The following is a 19,567-nucleotide window of genomic DNA, read 5'->3' on the forward strand; positions in this document are numbered from 1 at the left end:
GGGCCGAGCGGCGGGGTCATCGTGGGCCTCCAAGGGGCAGTGCGGGTGCGGGAGTCGGAGCCTCCCCCACGCTCTGCGGGCAGGGGGTGCCCCAGACGGCACGGGGGAACACGGTGCCGTCGAGGATCTTGCGGGCCGTACGGACCACGGCGGTACGGCGGGCGACGGGCAGGCCGTCGGCGGCGGTGCCGAGGCTGCTGTCGATGTCGAGGAATCCCGTGGGATGTTCGATACGGATCCGGTCGCCGGTGCCGGGCAGTTCGGCGAGGGCGCTGCCGACACCACCGTCGATCCGCAGACCGGCGGCCACCGAGGCCGCGCCGAGCACGCCGATCGAGGTGTGGCAGCGGACCGGGATGAAGGTACGGGTGGTGACGGCTCCGCCGTGGCGGGGCGGGGCGAGCAGGGTGAGCTTGGGCACGGTGGTGCCGGTGACGTCCCCCAGCCCCATCAACCGCCCTGCCGCGAGGCGGAGGTTGCGCAGCCGTTCGGCGAGGGCGGTGTCCTCCTCCAGCTCGCGGGGTGGCTCGTGACCGGTGACCTCGAGGTCGGCGGCGGCGATCAGCACGGTCGGCATGCCGTTGTCGACGCAGGTGACGGGCACCCCGTCGATCTCGTCGCGGACGTGTCCGGTGGGCAGCAGCGGGGCGCTGCCCGGCGGGAACTCGATCAGCACCGCGGCGGCGGTGCCGGGGACGCCGGCGATCTCGGTGTCCCCGGCGTACTCGACCCGGCCGCCCGGGGTCGGGAAGGTGGCGGTGGCGAGGTCGCCGCTGTTGACCATGCGGATGCGGACGGAGGTCCGCTCCTGCCCCGCTGCTACCAGGCCGCGCTCGACGGCGAACGGCCCGACACCGGCGAGGATGTTGCCGCAGCTCTGACGGTCGCTCACCTCGGGTCGGTCGACGGCGACTTGGAGGAACAGATAGTCCACGTCGGCGTCGGGACCGGCGGACGGCGACACGACGGCCACCTTGCTGGTGAGCGGATGCGCGCCGCCCAGCCCGTCGATCTGGCGTTCGTCGGGGCTGCCCATGACGCGCAGCAGCAGTTCGTCGCGGGCGGCGGGGTCGGCAGGGAGATCCCCGGCGAGGAAGTAGGCGCCCTTGGAGGTACCGCCCCGCATCAGCAGACAGGGCACCCCGTCAGAGCCACGGTTCACGACCGCTCCCCCGGGCGTGCCGCGTACACCTCGGAGGACTCCGCGTGGGACTCCTCGTGGTGCTCCTCGTAGGTGCGGTACTCGACTCCGAGCCGCTTCAGGGTGTCGCGCAACCCGTAGCGGTCCAGGCCCAGTTCGCCGTCCAGGAACGCGGCCCGGGAGCGGGCCTCCTTGGCCTCACGGGCTCTGGACGCCTCGCCCGTGGCACGGGCGCGCTCTCTCGGTACGACGACCACGCCGTCGTCGTCGGCGACGATCACGTCTCCGGGGCGGACGACCTGTCCCCCGACGGCGACCGGCACATTGACCGAGCCGCCGGTGGCCTTGACGGTGCCCTGTGCGGAGACGGCCCGCGCCCAGGCGGCGAAGCCCATCTCGCGCAGCTCCTGTGTGTCGCGGATGCCTGCGTTGATGACCAGGCCCCGTACGCCGCGCCGCTGGAGGGCGGTGGCGAACAGCTCCCCGAACATCCCGTCGGTGGACGGCGAGGTGGTGGTGACGACGAGGACGTCGCCCGCACCGCACTGCTCCACGGCGGCGTGGATCATCAGGTTGTCGCCGGGCCAGCTGAGCACGGTCACGGCTGTCCCTGCGACCCGGATCCCCTGCTGCACGGGGCGGATCTCCGGGCCCAGCAGTCCGGTGCGGCCCATGGCCTCGCTGACGGTGGCGACCCCGAACGCCGCGAGCGCCTCGACATCCTCGGGGGCGGCCTTCGGCGGGTTGGTGACGATCACGCCGCTCATGCCAGCTCCTTCGCGATCTGCGGGAAGGGGCGCATGTACGCCTCGGCCATCGTGCGGTGCGAAAGGCCCAGGTTCGGGCCCGCGTTGCGCTTGAGCTGCACCCCGCGGCGTACGGCGAGGTCGGTGTAGTAGTCCCACAGGTGCTGCTGGGCACCGAGGCACTCCATGGCCTTGCGCTTGGTGTCCCACACCTCGGTGATGTCGAGCAGCACTTCGGGGCGGAAGCCGCTCATCTCGGGCTGGTGGGGCTCGAAACAGAAGACCGGCGGGGCGCCGATGATCTCGCCCTCGCCCGGGTAGCCGATGGCCTGCGCCAGCACCCGGGCCTGGAGGGCCATGCGGTGGGCGGCCGGGTGGTCGCCGTTGTACGGGTCCTCGGCGGGGTGGGTCAGGACGACGTCGGGCTGTGTCTCCCGGTAGAGGGCGACGAGCCGGTCCGTGAGGTCGGCGGTGGCGGTGAGCGGATAGTCGCCGGCGTCGAAGAAGCGGATTCCGGCGCCGAGGGTGGCTGCGGCGCGCTCGGCCTCGTCACGGCGCAGTGCCTTGATCTCGTCGAGCGTCCTGCCCTCGCGCCACGCCTTGGCGGACTCGCCCCGCTCGCCGAAGGTCAGACAGGCGATGGTGACCTGCTCTCCGCGAGCGGCGGCCAGGGCGATGGCACCCCCCGCCCGCCACACGAAGTCCCCGGCATGCGCGGTGATGACGAGGGTCGATCGTGGTGGGGTGGCGGGCGCGTCGGCATCGGTCATGGATCGATCTCCTTGATGGACAGGTGAACGCGCCCGCCCCGGTGCGCCTCCAGGGCGTGTTTCGCCCTTGGCGCGCGCGTCAGTCGCGCAACGCCTCGATCACACCGGCGAGATGGGCGCGGACGGCCGCCTCGGCCGCCTGCGGGTCCCTGGCCCTGATCGCCTCGATCATCGCCAGATGCTCGTTCAGGGAGTGCTGCGGACGCCCCGGGCGCAGCGCCAACTGGAAGCGGTGCCGGACCAGTTGGGCGTTCAGTCGGTCCAGTAGCTGGACGGCGGTCTGCTGGCCGGAGATCTCCCGGATCCGGTCGTGCAGGGTGTGGTTGAGCTCGGAGTACGGCACCGGCTCGCCGTCGGCGACGGCCTTGGTCATGGCCGCCCCGAGATCGGCGAGTTCGGTCAGCTGCTCGTCGCTGGCGGCGACGGCGGCCTTCGCCGCGCACAGTCCCTCCAGGACCATGCGGCACTCCGTGATGGCGACCGCCTCCTCCACGGTCACCAGCCGCACCCGCGAACCGCGGTTGCGGATCCGCTCGACCAGTCCCTGCGCCTCCAGATCGATCAGCGCCGCCCGGATGCTGGCCCGGGTCACACCGAACTGCTCGGCGAGTTCGTTCTCGACCAGCCGCTGCGCCGGAGCCATCTCGCCGCGCAGGATCGCCTGCCGCAGCTGCGTCAGCGCATGCTGCTTGGCCTGCTCCCCGGTGCTCGGACGGGCTTCCTGAGGCATCGCGCCCTCCCTGAGTGAGTGCCTGTCGAACGTAAATCTAGCCAAACAAGATTGTCAACAATTTTGTCCGCATCGAGTTCTGGCGGCTCGGGAGAGAAGGGAGTCGGGGAGATCCCTTGTCTTCAGGGATCTCCCTGAAGACAAGAGGGGCAAGGCGCGGCCGGTTCAGGAGGTGCGGGTCACCGGGGCCAGCCACAGGCCGATGAGGGCGTCCACGAGGCCGGTCGCCGCGTCGTGCCAGGTGGCCCGGGGGGTCGGGGCGCCCTCGGCGAGGGCGCGTTCCCGTTCGGCGCAGGTGTGCAGGATCAACTCCCGAGCCATGGCGCCGCGTTCGGCACGGACCTCGGGGGGCAACCCGGACAGCCGCCGGTTCAGCCCGTCGAGGGCCAGACGCAGGGTGGGGGACGTCAGGGACTCCTCCATCATGATCTCGTGCATCGCCGGGTCGGTCATCACCTGGGCGCAGAAGCGCGCGTACCAGGTGGGGCCGTCCAGCCCGCCCAGATGCTCGGTGACGGGACGTACCAGACAGTCCACCCAGACCCGTACGTCGGCCGAGTCGCCGGCCTGCGCCACCAGCCGGGCGCGGATCTCCTCGATCGGGGTGGCGTGCTTGCGCATGATGGCGCGGACCAGGTCGGCCTTGGTTCCGAAGTGGTAGCCCACGGCGGCGTTGTTGCCCTGTCCGGCGGCCTCGCTGACCTGCCGGTTGGACACCGCGTGCACCCCGCGCTCGGCGAAGAGCCGTTCCGCGGCGCCCAGGATCAGCTCCCGCGTCGCACCGGCCTGTACGGCCCGTGCCGTCCTGCCCGTCATCACCACCACCGCACCCGGGACTGTGTACGCACCGCGCCGCGGCGGCCAGTCCCAGCAACCGCCGCGGTCGCCTCGTCCGGGGCGGCGAGGTCCGTCGTCGTCCGAGCCTACGGCCCTCACGAGTCCCGATGATCGCCTGGATCACCGGTGTGATCGTCCGGATCACCGGGGCGTACGGATCACCGCCGCCGACTGCGCGATCCCAGTGCGGGCCCGGTGCGGGGCAGCGGCCCGCGCACGGGCCACTCGCACGAGGCTTTATGATAAGTCAAGCAACTGACTTAAAAGTGGGAGCGTCTTCCCGAGTGTCCGGCGTGAACCCCGCGACTCCGGTCCTCGACCCCGCACCCACCCCCACCTCCCGGAGGCCCTGCCATGTCCGACGCTGTTGCCCGACCCGCCGTCGCCGCGGGCACCGCCCCGCCGCGGCCGAACGCCGTGGTGGCGGTGCTGGCCCTGGCCGGGATCGTCGTCTCGCTCATGCAGACGCTGGTCATCCCGATCGTCCCGGAGCTGCCCAAGTACCTGGGCGCGTCCGCGTCCGACTCGGCGTGGGCGGTCACCGCGACCCTGCTGGCCGCGGCCGTGGTCACACCGGTCGCGGGGCGGCTCGGCGACATGTTCGGCAAGCGCAGGCTGCTGCTGGCCAGCGTGGTGCTGCTGGTCGCCGGGTCGGTGGTGTGCGCGTTCAGCGACACCCTGGTCCCGATGATCGCCGGACGTACGCTCCAGGGCCTCGCGGCCGCCACGGTGCCGCTCGGCATCAGCATCATGCGCGACGAACTGCCGGTGGAGAGGCTCGCCGGTTCCACCGCCCTGATGAGCGCCTCCCTCGGTGTCGGCGGCGCCCTCGGTCTGCCGGCGGCAGCCTTCATCGCCGACCACTACGACTGGCACATGCTGTTCTGGACCTCCGCCGCGCTCGGCGTCGTGGCCTTCGCGGCGATCCTGGCGTTCGTGCCCGAGTCCGCGGTCCGCACCGGCGGCCGCTTCGACCTGCCCGGTGCCCTCGGCGTGGCCGTCGGTCTGGTCTCCCTGCTGCTCGCGGTCTCCAAGGGCGCCGACTGGGGCTGGACCAGCGCCACCACGCTCGGCCTGTTCGCCGTCGCCGTGGTCGTCCTGACCGCCTGGGGCTTCTTCGAACTGCGGGTGTCGAACCCGCTGGTGGACCTGCGCACCACGGCCCGCCGCCAGGTGCTGTTCACCAACCTCGCCTCGATAGCGTTCGGCTTCTCGATGTTCGCGATGGCCCTGGTGCTGCCGCAGCTCCTCCAGCTCCCCGCCCAGACCGGCTTCGGCCTCGGCAGGTCCATGCTCTCCGCGGGTCTGGTGATGGCCCCGCAGGGCCTGGTCATGATGGCATTCGCCCCGGTCTCCGCCGTCATCACCCGCAGCAAGGGCCCCAAGATCACGCTGATGACCGGCGCCGTGATCGTGGCGGCCGGGTACGGCCTCAACATCGTGCTGATGTCCGAGGTGTGGCACCTGGTCCTGGTGTCCTGCGTCATCGGCGCGGGCGTCGGCTTCGCCTACGGCGCCATGCCCGCACTGATCATGGGCGCCGTCGACCCCTCCGAGACGGCCGCCGCCAACAGCCTGAACACCCTCATGCGGTCCATCGGCACCTCGGTGGCCAGTGCCGTGGCGGGCGTGATCCTGGCCCATATGACCATGAACCTCGGCGGCTACGCACTGCCCTCGAAGAACGGCTTCAAGGTCGTCATGGCGCTCGGATCGGGCGCCGCCCTGCTCGCCTTCGTGCTGGCGTCCTTCATCCCGGCACGCGGCGCGGCGGGGGCCGTACCGGGTGCGGCGGCCTCCGATGAGACCGGGGCGGAGACCGCGGCGGCCGGGTCGGCTGCGGGACGGTCCACGGCGCGCTGAATCCGTCCGGCCGGCGTTCCGGGTCCGGGCGGGACCTGGAACGCCGGCCGACCGCGGGGTCGTAGGACCGCCGTCTCCACGGCATCCGCGCCCCCGCCCCGGCACCCCCGTCCGGGCGAACCCGCGCCGTGAGGCGCGTGACGGGGCCGGGAGCGGTCGAGAACTTCAGCCGTGACCCCGCCACCCGCCCCACCACCGGCCCCGCTACCGGCTCTGCCCCTGATCCCGCCCATGCTCGCCACCCCGGGCACCCTGCCGCCCGCGGCGCAGGACGAACGCTGGGCCTACGAGACCAAGCAGGACGGCCAGCGCGCGACGGTCTATCTGCCCGGCGACGGCAACGTCCTGCTGCGCGCCCGTTCCGGTGCGGACATCACCGCCGCCTACCCCGAACTCCGCCCGCTGGGCGGCGCCCTGGGCACCACCCCCGCGATCCTGGACGGCGAGATCCTCGCCGTGGACGACCAAGGCCGCGCCGACTTCCAGCTCCTCCAGAGCCGTATGGGTCTCGCCCACTCCCCCGGGCTCGCCGCGCGCCGGGCCGCGCAGATCCCCGTCCATCTGGTCCTCTTCGACGTCCCGTACCTGGAGCACCCGCTGCTCGCCCTGCCGTACCGCGCACGGCGTACGGCGCTGGAGGGGCTGGGCCTCGCCGGGCCGCACTGGTCGACCCCGGCGGCACTGGTCGGCCATGGCGCCGAGGCCCTGCGGGCCACCCGGGAGCACGGTCTGGAGGGGCTGGTGTGCAAGCGGCTGGACTCGGTGTACGAGCCGGGGGTGCGATCCCACGCCTGGATCAAGATCCGCAACCAGCGCGCCGAGGACGTGATCGTCGGCGGCTGGCTGGCCGGCCGGGGGCGGCTCACGGGACTGCCCGGGGCGCTGCTGCTGGGCCAGCGCGCGGCGGACGGGCGGCTGCGCTACGTCGGCGGGGTGGGCACCGGCTGGAGCGAGGCCGAGCGCACCGAGCTGGCCGGGCTGCTGTGGGCCTCGGCGAGCGGCAGCTGCCCCTTCGACCCGGTACCGGCGGTGTCCGGCGCCCACTGGGTGCAGCCCCGGCTGGTCGGCGAGGTCGCCTACAGCACCCGTACCCGCGGCGGACTGCTCCGCCAGCCGTCCTGGCTGCGGCTGCGCCGGGACCTGACGCCGGAGGAGTCGTCGGCCGTCCTGCCGGACGAACTGTCCTGATACCGAGGACAGGCACCGTGCTCTGACGGGACGTCATGATCTTCCTGTTCGGCGGGACTTCATCAGGGTGACGCGTGAGCAGTATTGGCATGGACGGGTAAAGCAGGGAAGCTGAGCTGCCCCTACCCCCCACAGCCGTTGTGGCTGCGCCCATGAGGAGGACGCAGTGGCGTCACCGAAGTTCAAGGCACACAGCAGGAGATGGCTCACGGGCCTGGCGGGAGCCGCGGCCCTCGTCGTCGCCTTCCCCGCCGTGGCGTTCGCCGCCCCGCCCGCGGCGCTCCCGCAGAACGCCGAGGCCGCGGAGCTGACGTACCAGCCGGCTTTCGACTACGACACGGACGGCTGCTACTCCAGCCCGGCCATCGGTCCCGACGGCACGATCAACGGCGGCCTCAAGCCGACCGGCGCCCTCAACGGCAACTGCCACGACGCCTCGGACCTCGACAACACCAACAGTTACTCCCGTTACAAGTGCAACAACGGCTGGTGCGCCTACATCTACGGCCTGTACTTCGAGAAGGACCAGGCGCTGCCCGGCACCAGTCTCGGCGGTCACCGGCACGACTGGGAGCATGTCGTGGTGTGGGTGCAGAACGACACGATCCAGTACGTCTCGACGTCCAACCACGGCTCGTTCACCGTGCACCCGGTCTCCGAGGTCCGCTTCGAGGGCGGCCACCCGAAGATCGTCTACCACAAGGACGGCATCCGCACGCACTGCTTCCGGCTGGCCAACGCCAACGACGAGCCGCCGGAGAACGACAAGCACACCTGGCAGTACCCGCCGCTGGTCGGCTGGAACGGCTACCCGGCGGGCCTGCGCGACAAGCTGAGCGCCTACGACTTCGGCAGCGCCAACTTCGGCCTCAAGGACAGCGCCTTCGCCAGTCATCTCAGCTTGGCGAAGCCTTCGGGCATCACGTTCGACCCCAACGCCTGAAGTTCTCTACGGTTCTGGGCCGTCCCGCCGCTTCTCGCGAGCACCGTCCGCGAGAAGCGGCGTGGCGGCCCGTCGGCCGAGGGCCCGCCGAGGGCCGGTCGAAGGCCGACAGCAGACCGGCGGCAGACCGGCGACAGGCCGGCGACAGGCCGGCAGCAGAGCGTCTGAAGCCCCGCTCGAGCCTCTCGCCCCACTGTGCGGGTACCGGCACGGTCGCACCTCCCGAACCGCTATCGTGTCCGCATGTCCGTCCCGGAACTGATCCGTATCGTCTCCCGTGACTCGCCCATGGCTCTGGCCCAAGTGGAGCGTGTACGCGCCGAGTTGGCCGCGGTCCACCCCCATGTGCGCACCACGGTGGTGCCGGTGCGGACGACCGGCGACAAGTGGCTCGGCGATCTGTCCGAGGTCGAGGGCAAGGGCGCGTTCACCAAGGAGGTGGACGCCGCACTGCTGGCCGGTGAGGCGGACCTCGCGGTGCACTGCGTCAAGGACGTGCCCGCGGACCGACCGCTTCCGGCGGGCACCGTGTTCGCCGCGTTCCTGAAGCGCGACGACATCCGCGACGCCCTGGTACACCCTGGCGGCCTCACCCTCGACCGGCTCCCCCAGGGCACCCGTATCGGCACCTCGTCGGTGCGCCGTGTCGCCCAACTCGCCGCCACCCACCCGCATCTGGAGTGCGTGCCGTTCCGCGGCAACGCCAACCGGCGGCTGGAGAAGCTCGCGGCCGGTGAGGCGGACGCGCTGCTGCTGGCGGTGTCCGGCCTGGAGCGCATCGGACGGCAGGACGTGATCAGCGACATCCTGTCCCCGGAGACGATGATGCCGCCGATCGGGGCCGGGATCCTCGCCCTCCAGTGCCGGGAGGGCGACGACGACCTGATCGACGCGGTCAGCGGTCTCGGCGACCCCGACACCTACCGCGAGGCCACCGCCGAGCGCATGTTCCTGCATGTCCTCCAGGGGCACTGCAACAGCCCCATCGCCGGGTACGCGCGCGTCGACCGCACCGGTGAACTGTCCCTGCGCGCCTGTGTGTTCACCCCGGACGGCAAGACCCGGCTGAACGCCCACGAGTGGGCGGGACGGCTGGACCCCGCCACGCTGGGCACCTCGGTCGCTGTGTCGCTGCTGCGCCAGGGGGCGCGGGAGATCATCGACGGCATCCCGCACTGACGGCTCCGCCCGACCGGGCGCGGGAGGCACCCGGGCACGATCCGGGTCAGGAGGCGCCCGGTTCCGCCTGGTCCTTGAGGAAGGCGCTGATCTGGTGGGCGAGCCCGCCCGCCGCTGCCCCGGCGGGGGTGACCGCGCCCGCGGTCCCCTCGCTGACTCCGATGCCGCCGGTCCACAGCCGGCGCCCGGTCCACTCCTCCTCGACCCGCAGCTGGATCTGCACGTCCACCTGGCCGAGGCTCGCCTCGGCGGCGGCCGCGTAGAGAACGGCGGTGACCCGGCGCAGCGGGTAGACGTCGAAGCCCTCGATGAACTGCGAGCTGCGCCAGTCGATGAAGGCGCCCTCCCCGTCGGGCCCGACGCGCACGTCGACCTGGCCGTCCTCCAGCTGCACGCTCAGGTGCCGCGGGCCACGGTTCTCGACGGTCACCCGGACGCAGAAGTACGTCAGCCCCGCGGCGGCGTCGTCCCGTCCGCGCGGCGGTTCCGCCGTCTCGAGACGGTGGACGCAGACGCGCAGACCGGCATGCTCGTCGTACTCCTGCCAGTCCCCGACCACGTTCGGCTCGTACACAATGCACCCTTCGACCTCTGACTGCTGCTTCCTATCTGTGTGCTCTGCACACTGTCAAATGAGTGGAATGCGCTGTGGCCTGGCACTTCGCCCCCTTTGATCGGTGATCAAGCCGTGCGCAGGAAGAACTCTCCGCCATGGCCCGAAACCCGGTCCTGGGTGCGTGCCGCACATCACGTCCGCGGCCCGTCCGCAGTCACGTCGGCAGTCGCGTCCACGCTCAAGTCCCGGCCGCGTCCCCGGCAAGATCAGCGGGCCAGCCGCCCCAGCAGCGACGAGGCCGCGGCGACCCCGAGCAAGGCGGCCACCACAAGAACACCGAAGTCGGCCGCGAGATGGGCGTGGGTGCCCAGCAGAAGGCCGCGCAGGGCGTCCACCTGACAGCTGAGCGGGTTGGCCTTGCTGACGGCCTGGAGCCAGCCCGGCATGATGGCCACCGGATACAGGGCGTTGGAGGCGAAGAACAGCGGCATGGTGATCGCCTGTCCAAAGCCCATGAGATGGTCGCGGTTGAGCACGATGCCGTCCGCGGCCGTGGCTGCTGCGGCGGCGGTCGCGGTGGCGGTGCTCACTGCCGCTCGGCCGGTCGGGTGATGGCCGGAAGTCAATCCGGGATCTCCTCGTGCAACTGGACGGCAAGTCGGCGCAGCGCCGGGACGGCCGCGCGAAGCGCCCCGAGGTCGGACTCGCCGAGCCGGGCGACCTCGTGGCGCACCAGGGCGGCGCGGAGCCGGCGCCAGTCGCGCAGCCGGTCCTCGGCGGCGCCGGTCAGCAGCAGCCGGGCGACCCTGCGGTCGGCCGGGTCGGTCTCGCGGCGCAGATAGCCGTCCCGGACGAGCCGGTTGACCAGGGTCGACACCGAGTTGCCCGCCAGGTACAGCTCTTTCGCGGCGTCCGAGATGCCGATGCCGGGGCGGGTCTCGACCAGCCGCAGCAGTTCGACCTCGGCGCCGCGCAGCGGCTGCATGTGCATCTGGCTGCGTACCCGGCGCCGGATCAGCCGCTGGACGGCGACGAGGGCGTCGGCCAGTTCCTCGGCGAAGCCGTCCGCGTCGGCTGCCGTGTCCGCTGCCGTGTCCGCTGCCGTGCCCGCTTTCGCGTCTGCTGCCGTGTCGCTCGGGCCTGCCGTGTCGGTCGGGGCGGTACCCTCAGCCATCGTGATCGTTTCGGTGTCCACCCTCACCAGATTAGCTCTGTTACAGAGGTAACTTCGCCGCCGACCGGTCAAGGTAAGGTCAAAGGCACGTATCGTCCGCCCGGCCCCCGGCCTGGTGTCATGCGTCCGTCGCGGTGCCGGAGGGAAACTCGACAGGCACCCCGACCGGATCCGGTTGGACACTGGGAGAAGACCGGTGCGGACCGGCCGACGAGATCAGGACGCGACTGCCATGAACCCTGACACCACACCCTCCGGCGGTACGGCGGAGGTCGTGACCACCCACTCAGTGTTCGGCGCACCCTGCTGGGTGAGCCTGACCAGCCGGGATCTGCACGCGACCGAGGAGTTCTACCGGGCAGTGCTCGGCTGGACCTGGCGCAAGGCCACCCTCGGGGAGCATTTCCGGGTCGCGCTGCTGGACGGCGCGCCGGTCGCGGGGATCGCCGGGGTGGCGGCGATGTGGCAGATGACCGTGGCCTGGACCCCGTACTTCGCGGTGCCCAGCGCGGATGTGGCCGCGTCACGGGCCCGGGAGCGGGGCGGCACCGTGGCCGTCGGCCCGATCTCCCTGCCGCCCGGACGCGCGGCCCTGCTGGCCGACCGGGACGGCGCCACCTTCGGTATCTGGGAGGGCGGCCTGATCACCGACTGGGAGCTGTGGCGCAGCCACGCGCCCTCGTTCATCAGACTGCACACCCGTGACGCCTTCGACTCGGCGATCTTCTACGGCGAGATCCTCGACTGGGCGTCCGGGCAGTCCGGCTGCTGCGAGGTGGACTACGAGGGCGGTGAGGTCGTGCTGCGCAGCCGCGGGCAGGCGGTGGCGCGTATCGAGTCCGGGGCCCTCGAAGCGGCCCCGGACCCGTCGATCCGGCCGCACTGGCAGATCCACTTCCGGGTGCCCGATGTGGCGGCCTGCGCACGGGCCGCCGAACTGAACGGCGGCACCGTGCTGAGCAAGGGTGCCGAGGAAGCGGTGCTGCGCGATCCCGAAGGCGCTCAGTTCACGGTGACGGCGCACCACGTGTGCTGACGCCGGGCGGGAGTCACTTCCTCTCGGCCTTCCCGGTCTTTCCGGGCTTGCCAGGTTTCCCGGCTTTCCCGGCCTTCTCGGTCTTCCCCGCCGACCCGGCCTTGCGTTTCCCTCCGGCCCGCGCCGTCTCCCCGGCGCGGGCCGGGCCGTCGGCGCCCGCCTTCTCTCCGTCGAGCGCCCCGGCCGCCTCGCTCAACTCGCTCGGCTCCGTACCGGAATCCGCCCGGGACCCGGAATTCGAGCCGGACTTCGGGCCGGACTTCGACCCGGTTTTCGACCCGGGCTTCGCGCCCGATGCCGCGCCGACGGCCCGCCGAGCGGCCTTCGCACCCGACCGCGAACCGCTCGTCGAACCGCCCGTCGAGCCGGCCCCACCCTCCGGCCGCGACGGCCGGGTCAGCAGGACGAGGCTGCGCGCGCCGACCGTCGTGACGGTGTCCGCCTTGTGCTCCGTCTCGTCCGGTACGGCCTGCGGATCGGCGGTGTCGATCAGCGCCGTCCACCGCTCGCCGTAGGTGTGGTCGGGAAGCAGGAAGTCGACGGGCTCCCAGTGGCTGTTGAGCAGCAGCAGGAAGGAGTCGTCGACCACCCGCCCGCCCCGGTGGTCGGGTTCGGCGATGGCGTCGCCGTTGAGAAACACGGCGACGGAGTGTGCGTCGGAACTCTCCCAGTCCCGTTCCGTCATGACGTGGGCGTCGGGCCTCAGCCAGGCCAGGTCGGGCAGTTGGCGCCGGGACCGGGGCGCGGGGGCGCCGCGGAAGAAGCGGCGGCGGCGCAGCACCGGGTGGGCCGCGCGCAGCCCGACGACATAGCGGGTGAAGTCCCTGAGGGCCTGCTGTTCTTCCGTCAGCTTCCAGTCGATCCACGAGACGTCGTTGTCCTGGCAGTAGGCGTTGTTGTTGCCGTGCTGGGTGCGGCCGAGTTCGTCGCCGTGGCCGAGCATGGGGATGCCCTGGGAGAGCAGCAGGGTGGCGAGCAGATTGCGCTGCTGGCGGGTGCGCAGTTCGAGGATCGCGGGGTCGTCGGTGTCGCCCTCGGCGCCGCAGTTCCAGGAGCGGTTGTGGTGCTCGCCGTCCTGGTTGTCCTCGCCGTTGGCCTCGTTGTGCTTGTGGTTGTACGAGACGAGGTCGCGCAGAGTGAAACCGTCGTGCGAGGTGACGAAGTTGACGCTGGCGCGCGGGCGGCGCCGGGTGTGCTGGTAGAGGTCGGCGGAGCCGGTGAGGCGGGAGGCGAACTCGGCGAGGGAGTGCGGCTCGGTACGCCAGAAGTCCCGTACGGCGTCACGGTACTTGCCGTTCCACTCGGACCACAGGGGCGGGAAGTTGCCCACCTGGTAGCCGCCCTCGCCCACGTCCCAGGGCTCGGCGATGAGCTTGACGCGGCTGATCACCGGGTCCTGCTGGATGAGGTCGAAGAACGCCGAGAGCCGGTCCACCTCGTGGAACTGCCGTGCCAGGGTGGCGGCGAGGTCGAAGCGGAAGCCGTCGACATGCATCTCGGTCACCCAGTGGCGCAGCGAGTCCATGATGAGCTGGAGCACATAGGGGTGGCGCATCAGCAGGCTGTTGCCGGTGCCCGTGGTGTCGTAGTAGTGGCCCCAGTCGCCGTCCACGAGGCGGTAGTAGGCGGCGTTGTCGATACCGCGGAAGGACAGCGTCGGGCCCAGCTCATTGCCCTCGGCGGTGTGGTTGTAGACGACGTCGAGGATGACCTCGAGACCCGCGGCGTGCATCGCCTTGACCATCGCCTTGAACTCGTCGACCTGCTGTCCGCGGGTGCCGGAGGCGGCGTAGCCGTTGTGCGGGGCGAAGTAGCCGATGGTGTTGTAGCCCCAGTAGTTGGTGAGGCCGCGGTCCGTCAGGACGCCGTCGTGCACGAACTGGTGCACCGGCATCAGCTCCACGGCGGTCACCCCGAGTGAGGTCAGATGCTCCAGGACCGCGGGGTGGGCGAGGCCGGCGTAGGTGCCGCGCAGCCGCTCCGGGACGGCGGGGTGGGTGCGGGTGAGGCCGCGGACATGGGCCTCGTAGATCACGCTGTCCGCGTAGGACCGGCTCGGCGGGCGGTCGTCGCCCCAGTCGAAGGAGGACGGGTCGGTGACGACGCCGAGCATGGTGTGCCCGGCGCTGTCGGCGCGCGAGGGGCCGGTCGGGGCGCGCTCGTAGAGCGAGGGATGGTTCTCGATCCCGCCGTCCACGGCCTTGGCGTACGGGTCGAGGAGCAGTTTGGCCGGATTGCAGCGGTGGCCGAGGCCGGGGTCCCAGGGGCCGTGCACCCGGTAGCCGTAGCGCAGGCCCGGGCCGACGGCGGGCAGATACCCGTGCCAGACGAAGCCGTCGGCCTCGGTCAGCGGGATACGGGTCTCGGCCCCGGCGTCGTCCACCAGGACCAGGTCGACGGCCTCCGCGACCTCGCTGAACAGGGCGAAGTTGGTGCCGTCGCCGTCGTAGCAGGCGCCCAACGGGTAGGGGCGCCCGCTCCACGCGGGCACCCCTACGCGCTTCGGACGCGCGGTCACCGGGCGACCTCCAGGACGCCGTCCGGCGCCGGGGCGGCCGAGGCGGCCAGCGCGACCAGCGGGAGCTCGCGGGGCAGCTGCAGCCCCTCGGTCGTGACGGGCTCGGGGCCGGTCGGGACGAGCGGCATGCGTTCGCCGCTGCGGGCCCGCTGCGAGAACCAGATGATCTTGCTGCCGGTCTCTGCGGCGCAGCAGCCCCAGCCGTCGCTCATCGCGGCGATCCAGGCGAGGCAGCCGCGCAGATCGTGGTGGGGGCGCAGATCGCGGTCGTCGCCTCCGATCGCGGTGATCAGATGCTGGCGGTTCCACCACATCTCGATCGAGATCTGCTTGTCGGTGGCGTGTTCGTCGATGGCGCGCAGCAGCAGTTCGGCGCCGCTGCGGACGGGTTCGACGAGGTTCTCCAGGTCCCAGTAGCGAAGATGGGCGGCCAGGATGCGGCCGACCTGCCCGACGCGCTCGGGGCTCACTTCCACGTCGAGGTGGTAGTAGCACGGCACTGCGGTCTTCATCGTCGTTGGCTCCTCACCGGCGAAGCTCCCGCTTCCTCTCACCCGTGGGACCAGGGTCCCGAACACGAAGCGTGAGCGGTGATCGCTTCTGAGTCACCTCCACAGTGCGGTTGCTACGCCATTCGTGCAACACGAGCCCCGGATGCCCCAGTTCCAGCGCCGTCCGTGTGAACGAGTGTCGGTGCTTGAATAGCCAACAAGACGGTGGGTCATCACACATGCACCATGAGTGACATGCTCCTACCCGCCAAAGCCGAAGTCGCCCGGCACTTGCGCCGGTACCGGGCTTGGGAACGGCTGATGCTCGCCTCGCCGGCCGACCGCGCCGTGCGGACGGTCTTCGAGGACTCGGGGTACACCCTGTGCGTGCTCATGGGCAAGCGCTGCGCCCGCGAGGCCGCGGACGCGGCGGAGCGGTATCTGGGCGCCGGTCCGATCGCCTGTCTCCGGGAGCGGGAGCGCCCTGGGGAACAGGGCAGACGGCTCCGGGCCCGGGGCGCGGGCAGACGGCGCCGCAGAAGTGAGCGGCGTCCGGCGGCAGGACGGTAGCGCCCGTTCGGCGCACCGAGGTTGGTTTCCCCGGCCGGGCATGGTGCCCGGCCTCCGGTACGACGGAGGTGTGACCATGAGCGCTGTTTCAGCCGCCCCGGCCATCGGCCGTGTTCCGGTACGGGACGTCCGGCCCGCCGTGGAGTGCGGCAGGCGGCCCGCGAAGGCGGTGCCCGGGGAGACCTTCGAGGTCTCGGCCACCGTCTTCCGCGAGGGCCATGACGCCGTGGGAGCCAATGCCGTCCTCACCGATCCCGACGGCCGCCCCGGCCCCTGGGCGCCGATGCGGGAGCTGGCCCCCGGCAGCGACCGGTGGGGCGCCGAGGTCACCCCGGACCGGACCGGCCGGTGGACGTATCACGTGGAGGCGTGGGGCGACCCGGTGGCCACCTGGCGCGGGGTGGCGTGCGTCAAGGTCCCGGCCGGTATCGACACGGGGCTGGTGCTGGAGGAGGGCGCCGCTCTGCACCGCCGTGCGGGTGCCGGGGTACCCGAGGGTCCCGGGCGTGCCGTGGTGCTCGCCGCGGCGGCGACTCTGGACGACGACTCGCTCCCGGTGGCGACGCGGCTGGCGGCGGCGCTGACGCCGGAGGTGGACGCGGTGCTGGCCCGGCATCCGCTGCGGGAGCTGGTGACCGCCTCCGAGCCGCTGCCGCTGCAGGTGGAGCGGGAACGGGCGCTGTTCGGGTCCTGGTACGAGTTCTTCCCCCGCTCGGAGGGCACGGCCGCCGAACCGCACGGCACGTTCCGCACCGCGGCCCGCCGGCTGGAGGCGATCGCGCGGATGGGCTTCGACGTGGTCTACCTGCCGCCCATCCACCCGATCGGGACGACGTTCCGCAAGGGCCGCAACAACGCGCTGTCCGCCGGCCCGGAGGACGTGGGGGTGCCGTGGGCGATCGGCTCGCCGGAGGGCGGGCACGACGCCGTGCACCCGCGCCTGGGCACCCTGGAGGACTTCGCCTGGTTCGTTCAGCGGGCGCGGGAACTGGGCCTGGAGGTCGCCCTGGACTTCGCGCTGCAGTGCTCGCCGGACCATCCGTGGGTGGACAAGCACCCGGAGTGGTTCCACCACCGCCCGGACGGCACCATCGCCTACGCGGAGAACCCGCCGAAGAAGTACCAGGACATCTATCCGATCGCGTTCGACGCGGACATGGACGGGCTGGTCACGGAGACGCTGCGGGTGCTGCGGCACTGGATGAGCACGGGGGTGCGGATCTTCCGGGTGGACAATCCGCACACCAAGCCGGTGGTGTTCTGGGAGCGGGTGCTCGGCGAGATCGCCCGCACCGACCCGGACGTGGTGTTCCTGGCGGAGGCATTCACCCGCCCGGCGATGATGCACACCCTGGGGCAGATCGGCTTCCAGCAGTCGTACACCTATTTCACCTGGCGCACCAGCAAGCAGGAGCTCACCGAGTACCTGACCGAATTGTCGGGTGAGGCGGCGGCGTACATGCGGCCGAATCTCTTCGTCAACACCCCCGACATCCTGCACGCGTTCCTCCAGCACGGCGGACGCGCGGCCTTCGAGCTCCGTGCCGTGCTCGCCGCCACCCTGTCCCCCACATGGGGTATCTACAGCGGCTACGAACTGTGCGAGAACACCCCGGTCCGCGAGGGCGGCGAGGAGTATCTGGACTCGGAGAAGTACCAGCTCCGGCCCCGCGACTGGGAGAGCGCCGAACGCGAGGGACGCAGCATCGCGCCTCTGATCGAACGCCTCAACGACGTCCGGCGCCGCCACCCGGCGCTGAGGCAGCTCCGGAATCTGCGCTTCCATCACACGGACAACGACGCCGTGATCGCGTACAGCAAACGCACCGGTCAGGACGCCGTCCTGGTCGTGGCGAACCTCGATCCGCACCGCACCCAGGAGGCGACGGTCTCGTTGGACATGACGCACCTCGGACTCCACCGGTACGACTCGGTGCCGGTGCACGACGAACTGACGGGTGACACCTATCAATGGGGCAGCACCAGCTATGTGTGCCTGGAGCCCGGCCGGGCCCCGGCACATGTGCTCCACGTCGGGCGTCCGTCCGCCGCCGCGCCGCAGAACGGAGGGTCGAACGCGCCATGACCGTCAACGAACCCGTGCACGACACGTTCCAGGACACCCCGGCCAAGGACCGGGACCCGGACTGGTTCAAGCGCGCCGTCTTCTACGAGGTTCTCGTCCGTTCCTTCCAGGACAGCGACGGTGACGGCGTCGGCGACCTCAGGGGCCTGACCGCCAAGCTCGACTATCTCCAGTGGCTCGGCGTGGACTGCCTGTGGCTGCCGCCGTTCTTCAAGTCCCCCCTGCGGGACGGCGGCTACGACGTCTCCGACTACACCGCCGTGCTGCCCGAGTTCGGCGACCTCGCCGACTTCGTGGAGTTCGTGGACGCCGCCCACCAGCGCGGCATGCGCGTCATCATCGACTTCGTCATGAACCACACCAGCGACCAGCACCCGTGGTTCCTGGAGTCCTGCAAGAACCCCGACGGCCCGTACGGGGACTACTACATGTGGGCCGACGACGACACCGGCTATCCCGACGCACGGATCATCTTCGTCGACACCGAGGTGTCCAACTGGACCCACGACCCGGTCCGCGGCCAGTACTACTTCCACCGGTTCTTCTCCCACCAGCCGGACCTCAACTACGAGAACCCGGCCGTGCAGGAGGAGATCCTGGCCGCGCTGAAGTTCTGGCTGGACCTCGGCATCGACGGCTTCCGGCTGGACGCCGTCCCCTATCTGTACGCGGCCGAGGGCACCAACTGCGAGAACCTGCCCGCCTCACACGCCTTCCTGCGCCGCGTCCGCCGCGAGATCGACGCCCTCTACCCGGACACGGTGCTGCTGGCGGAGGCGAACCAGTGGCCGGAGGACGTGGTCGACTATTTCGGCGACTACTCCAGCGGCGGCGACGAGTGCCACATGGCGTTCCACTTCCCTGTCATGCCCCGCATCTTCATGGCGGTGCGCCGCGAGTCCCGCTACCCCGTCTCCGAGATCCTCGCCAAGACCCCCGCCATCCCGTCCAACTGCCAGTGGGGCATCTTCCTGCGCAACCACGACGAGCTCACCCTGGAGATGGTCACCGACGAGGAACGCGACTACATGTGGGCCGAGTACGCGAAAGACCCGCGGATGCGCGCCAACATCGGCATCCGCCGCCGTCTCGCCCCCCTCCTCGACAACGACCGCAACCAGATCGAACTCTTCACCGCCCTGCTCCTCGCCCTGCCCGGCAGCCCGATCCTCTACTACGGCGACGAGATCGGCATGGGCGACAACATCTGGCTCGGCGACCGCGACGCCGTCCGCACCCCCATGCAGTGGACCCCCGACCGCAACGCCGGCTTCTCCTCCTGCGACCCCGGCCGCCTCTTCCTGCCCACGATCATGGACCCCGTCCACGGCTACCAGGTCACCAACGTCGAGGCCTCCATGTCCTCGCCCTCCAGCCTGCTGCACTGGACCCGCCGCATGATCGAGATCCGCAAACAGAACCACGCCTTCGGACTCGGCTCCTACACCGAACTGCCCTCCTCCAACCCGGCCGTTCTGGCGTTTCTCAGGGAGTGCAAGGACGACCTGGTCCTGTGCGTCAACAACTTCTCCCGGTTCGCGCAGCCCACCGAACTGGACCTGCGCGCCTACGAGGGGCGGCACCCCGTCGAACTCATCGGCGGCGTGCGGTTCCCGGCCATCGGCGAGCTGCCGTATCTGCTGACCCTCGCAGGCCACGGCTTCTACTGGTTCCGGCTCTCCCGAGTCGCCTCCCGCATCGGCCGGCGCCGTTGACCGCGCCCCGAGGAAAGGACGCGT

General features: G+C 71.2%; 16 protein-coding genes and 2 pseudogenes. 8 read left to right on the top strand and 10 right to left on the bottom strand.

What is annotated here, in order from left to right; translation table 11 throughout:
- Window positions 1–16: 16 nt before the first annotated feature.
- The 5 genes from ACSYGN_RS38695 to ACSYGN_RS38715 form a co-directional block, all read right to left on the bottom strand.
- Entirely contained in the window at window positions 17–1,162 is a 1,146-nt protein-coding gene (locus ACSYGN_RS38695; RefSeq protein ID WP_460405084.1) for a 4-oxalomesaconate tautomerase, read from the bottom strand.
- The gene (locus ACSYGN_RS38700) at window positions 1,159–1,908 is read right to left on the bottom strand and encodes a 4-carboxy-4-hydroxy-2-oxoadipate aldolase/oxaloacetate decarboxylase (RefSeq protein WP_460405086.1); all 750 of its coding nucleotides are present in this window, start codon (window positions 1,906–1,908) and stop codon (window positions 1,159–1,161) included. Before ACSYGN_RS38700 ends, ACSYGN_RS38695 begins: the two co-directional genes overlap by 4 nt.
- Window positions 1,905–2,657 (bottom strand): PIG-L deacetylase family protein, encoded by a 753-nt coding sequence (locus ACSYGN_RS38705; RefSeq protein WP_460405088.1) that lies wholly within the window; start codon window positions 2,655–2,657, stop codon window positions 1,905–1,907. Before ACSYGN_RS38705 ends, ACSYGN_RS38700 begins: the two co-directional genes overlap by 4 nt.
- 79 nt (window positions 2,658–2,736) lie before the next feature.
- On the bottom strand, window positions 2,737–3,387 hold the full coding sequence (locus ACSYGN_RS38710) for a GntR family transcriptional regulator (protein ID WP_460405090.1): 651 nt from the start codon (window positions 3,385–3,387) through the stop codon (window positions 2,737–2,739).
- A gap of 165 nt (window positions 3,388–3,552) precedes the next feature.
- On the bottom strand, window positions 3,553–4,203 hold the full coding sequence (locus tag ACSYGN_RS38715) for a TetR/AcrR family transcriptional regulator (protein WP_460405092.1): 651 nt from the start codon (window positions 4,201–4,203) through the stop codon (window positions 3,553–3,555).
- A gap of 375 nt (window positions 4,204–4,578) precedes the next feature.
- Here ACSYGN_RS38715 and ACSYGN_RS38720 point away from each other — a divergent pair, with 375 nt between their 5' ends.
- From ACSYGN_RS38720 to hemC, 4 genes are all read left to right on the top strand, one after another.
- The gene (locus ACSYGN_RS38720; protein WP_460405094.1) at window positions 4,579–6,087 is read left to right on the top strand and encodes an MFS transporter; all 1,509 of its coding nucleotides are present in this window, start codon (window positions 4,579–4,581) and stop codon (window positions 6,085–6,087) included.
- 231 nt (window positions 6,088–6,318) lie between these two features.
- Window positions 6,319–7,275, top strand: a complete 957-nt coding sequence (locus ACSYGN_RS38725) for an ATP-dependent DNA ligase (protein ID WP_460405096.1) — start codon at window positions 6,319–6,321, stop codon at window positions 7,273–7,275.
- A gap of 166 nt (window positions 7,276–7,441) precedes the next feature.
- On the top strand, window positions 7,442–8,218 hold the full coding sequence (locus ACSYGN_RS38730; RefSeq protein WP_460405098.1) for an NPP1 family protein: 777 nt from the start codon (window positions 7,442–7,444) through the stop codon (window positions 8,216–8,218).
- Window positions 8,219–8,461: 243 nt separating this feature from the next.
- Entirely contained in the window at window positions 8,462–9,397 is a 936-nt protein-coding gene (gene hemC / locus ACSYGN_RS38735; protein WP_460405100.1) for a hydroxymethylbilane synthase, read from the top strand.
- A gap of 46 nt (window positions 9,398–9,443) precedes the next feature.
- Here hemC and ACSYGN_RS38740 read toward each other — a convergent pair whose 3' ends face one another.
- The 3 genes and pseudogenes from ACSYGN_RS38740 to ACSYGN_RS38750 form a co-directional block, all read right to left on the bottom strand.
- Complete coding sequence (locus ACSYGN_RS38740; protein WP_460405102.1) at window positions 9,444–9,971, bottom strand: hypothetical protein; 528 nt, start codon at window positions 9,969–9,971, stop codon at window positions 9,444–9,446.
- 248 nt (window positions 9,972–10,219) lie between these two features.
- Window positions 10,220–10,495, bottom strand: a pseudogene (locus ACSYGN_RS38745) (ABC transporter permease); the annotation flags it as partial.
- An 80-nt stretch (window positions 10,496–10,575) separates the two neighbouring features.
- A complete protein-coding gene (locus ACSYGN_RS38750) occupies window positions 10,576–11,001 on the bottom strand; it encodes a MarR family winged helix-turn-helix transcriptional regulator (protein WP_460405784.1) in 426 nt (141 codons plus the stop codon).
- A 358-nt stretch (window positions 11,002–11,359) separates the two neighbouring features.
- Between ACSYGN_RS38750 and ACSYGN_RS38755 the strand changes: the two genes are divergently transcribed.
- Window positions 11,360–12,163 (top strand): VOC family protein, encoded by an 804-nt coding sequence (locus ACSYGN_RS38755; RefSeq protein WP_460405104.1) that lies wholly within the window; start codon window positions 11,360–11,362, stop codon window positions 12,161–12,163.
- Between the two features lie 375 nt (window positions 12,164–12,538).
- Here ACSYGN_RS38755 and glgX read toward each other — a convergent pair.
- Window positions 12,539–14,654, bottom strand: a pseudogene (gene glgX, locus ACSYGN_RS38760) (glycogen debranching protein GlgX); the annotation flags it as partial.
- Window positions 14,655–14,677: 23 nt separating this feature from the next.
- Window positions 14,678–15,193, bottom strand: a complete 516-nt coding sequence (locus tag ACSYGN_RS38765) for a pep a2 (RefSeq protein WP_460405106.1) — start codon at window positions 15,191–15,193, stop codon at window positions 14,678–14,680.
- 234 nt (window positions 15,194–15,427) lie between these two features.
- Between ACSYGN_RS38765 and ACSYGN_RS38770 the strand changes: the two genes are divergently transcribed.
- The 3 genes from ACSYGN_RS38770 to treS all read left to right on the top strand — a co-directional run bounded on the left by ACSYGN_RS38770 (window position 15,428) and on the right by treS (window position 19,543).
- A complete protein-coding gene (locus ACSYGN_RS38770; RefSeq protein WP_460405786.1) occupies window positions 15,428–15,742 on the top strand; it encodes a DUF5133 domain-containing protein in 315 nt (104 codons plus the stop codon).
- Window positions 15,743–15,818: 76 nt separating this feature from the next.
- On the top strand, window positions 15,819–17,828 hold the full coding sequence (locus ACSYGN_RS38775) for an alpha-1,4-glucan--maltose-1-phosphate maltosyltransferase (protein WP_460405108.1): 2,010 nt from the start codon (window positions 15,819–15,821) through the stop codon (window positions 17,826–17,828).
- Window positions 17,825–19,543 (top strand): maltose alpha-D-glucosyltransferase, encoded by a 1,719-nt coding sequence (treS, locus tag ACSYGN_RS38780; RefSeq protein ID WP_460405110.1) that lies wholly within the window; start codon window positions 17,825–17,827, stop codon window positions 19,541–19,543. The genes ACSYGN_RS38775 and treS overlap by 4 nt, the downstream gene beginning before the upstream one ends.
- The last annotated feature ends 24 nt before the right edge of the window (window positions 19,544–19,567 follow it).

This window comes from Streptomyces sp. YIM S03343 (genome assembly GCF_054729195.1).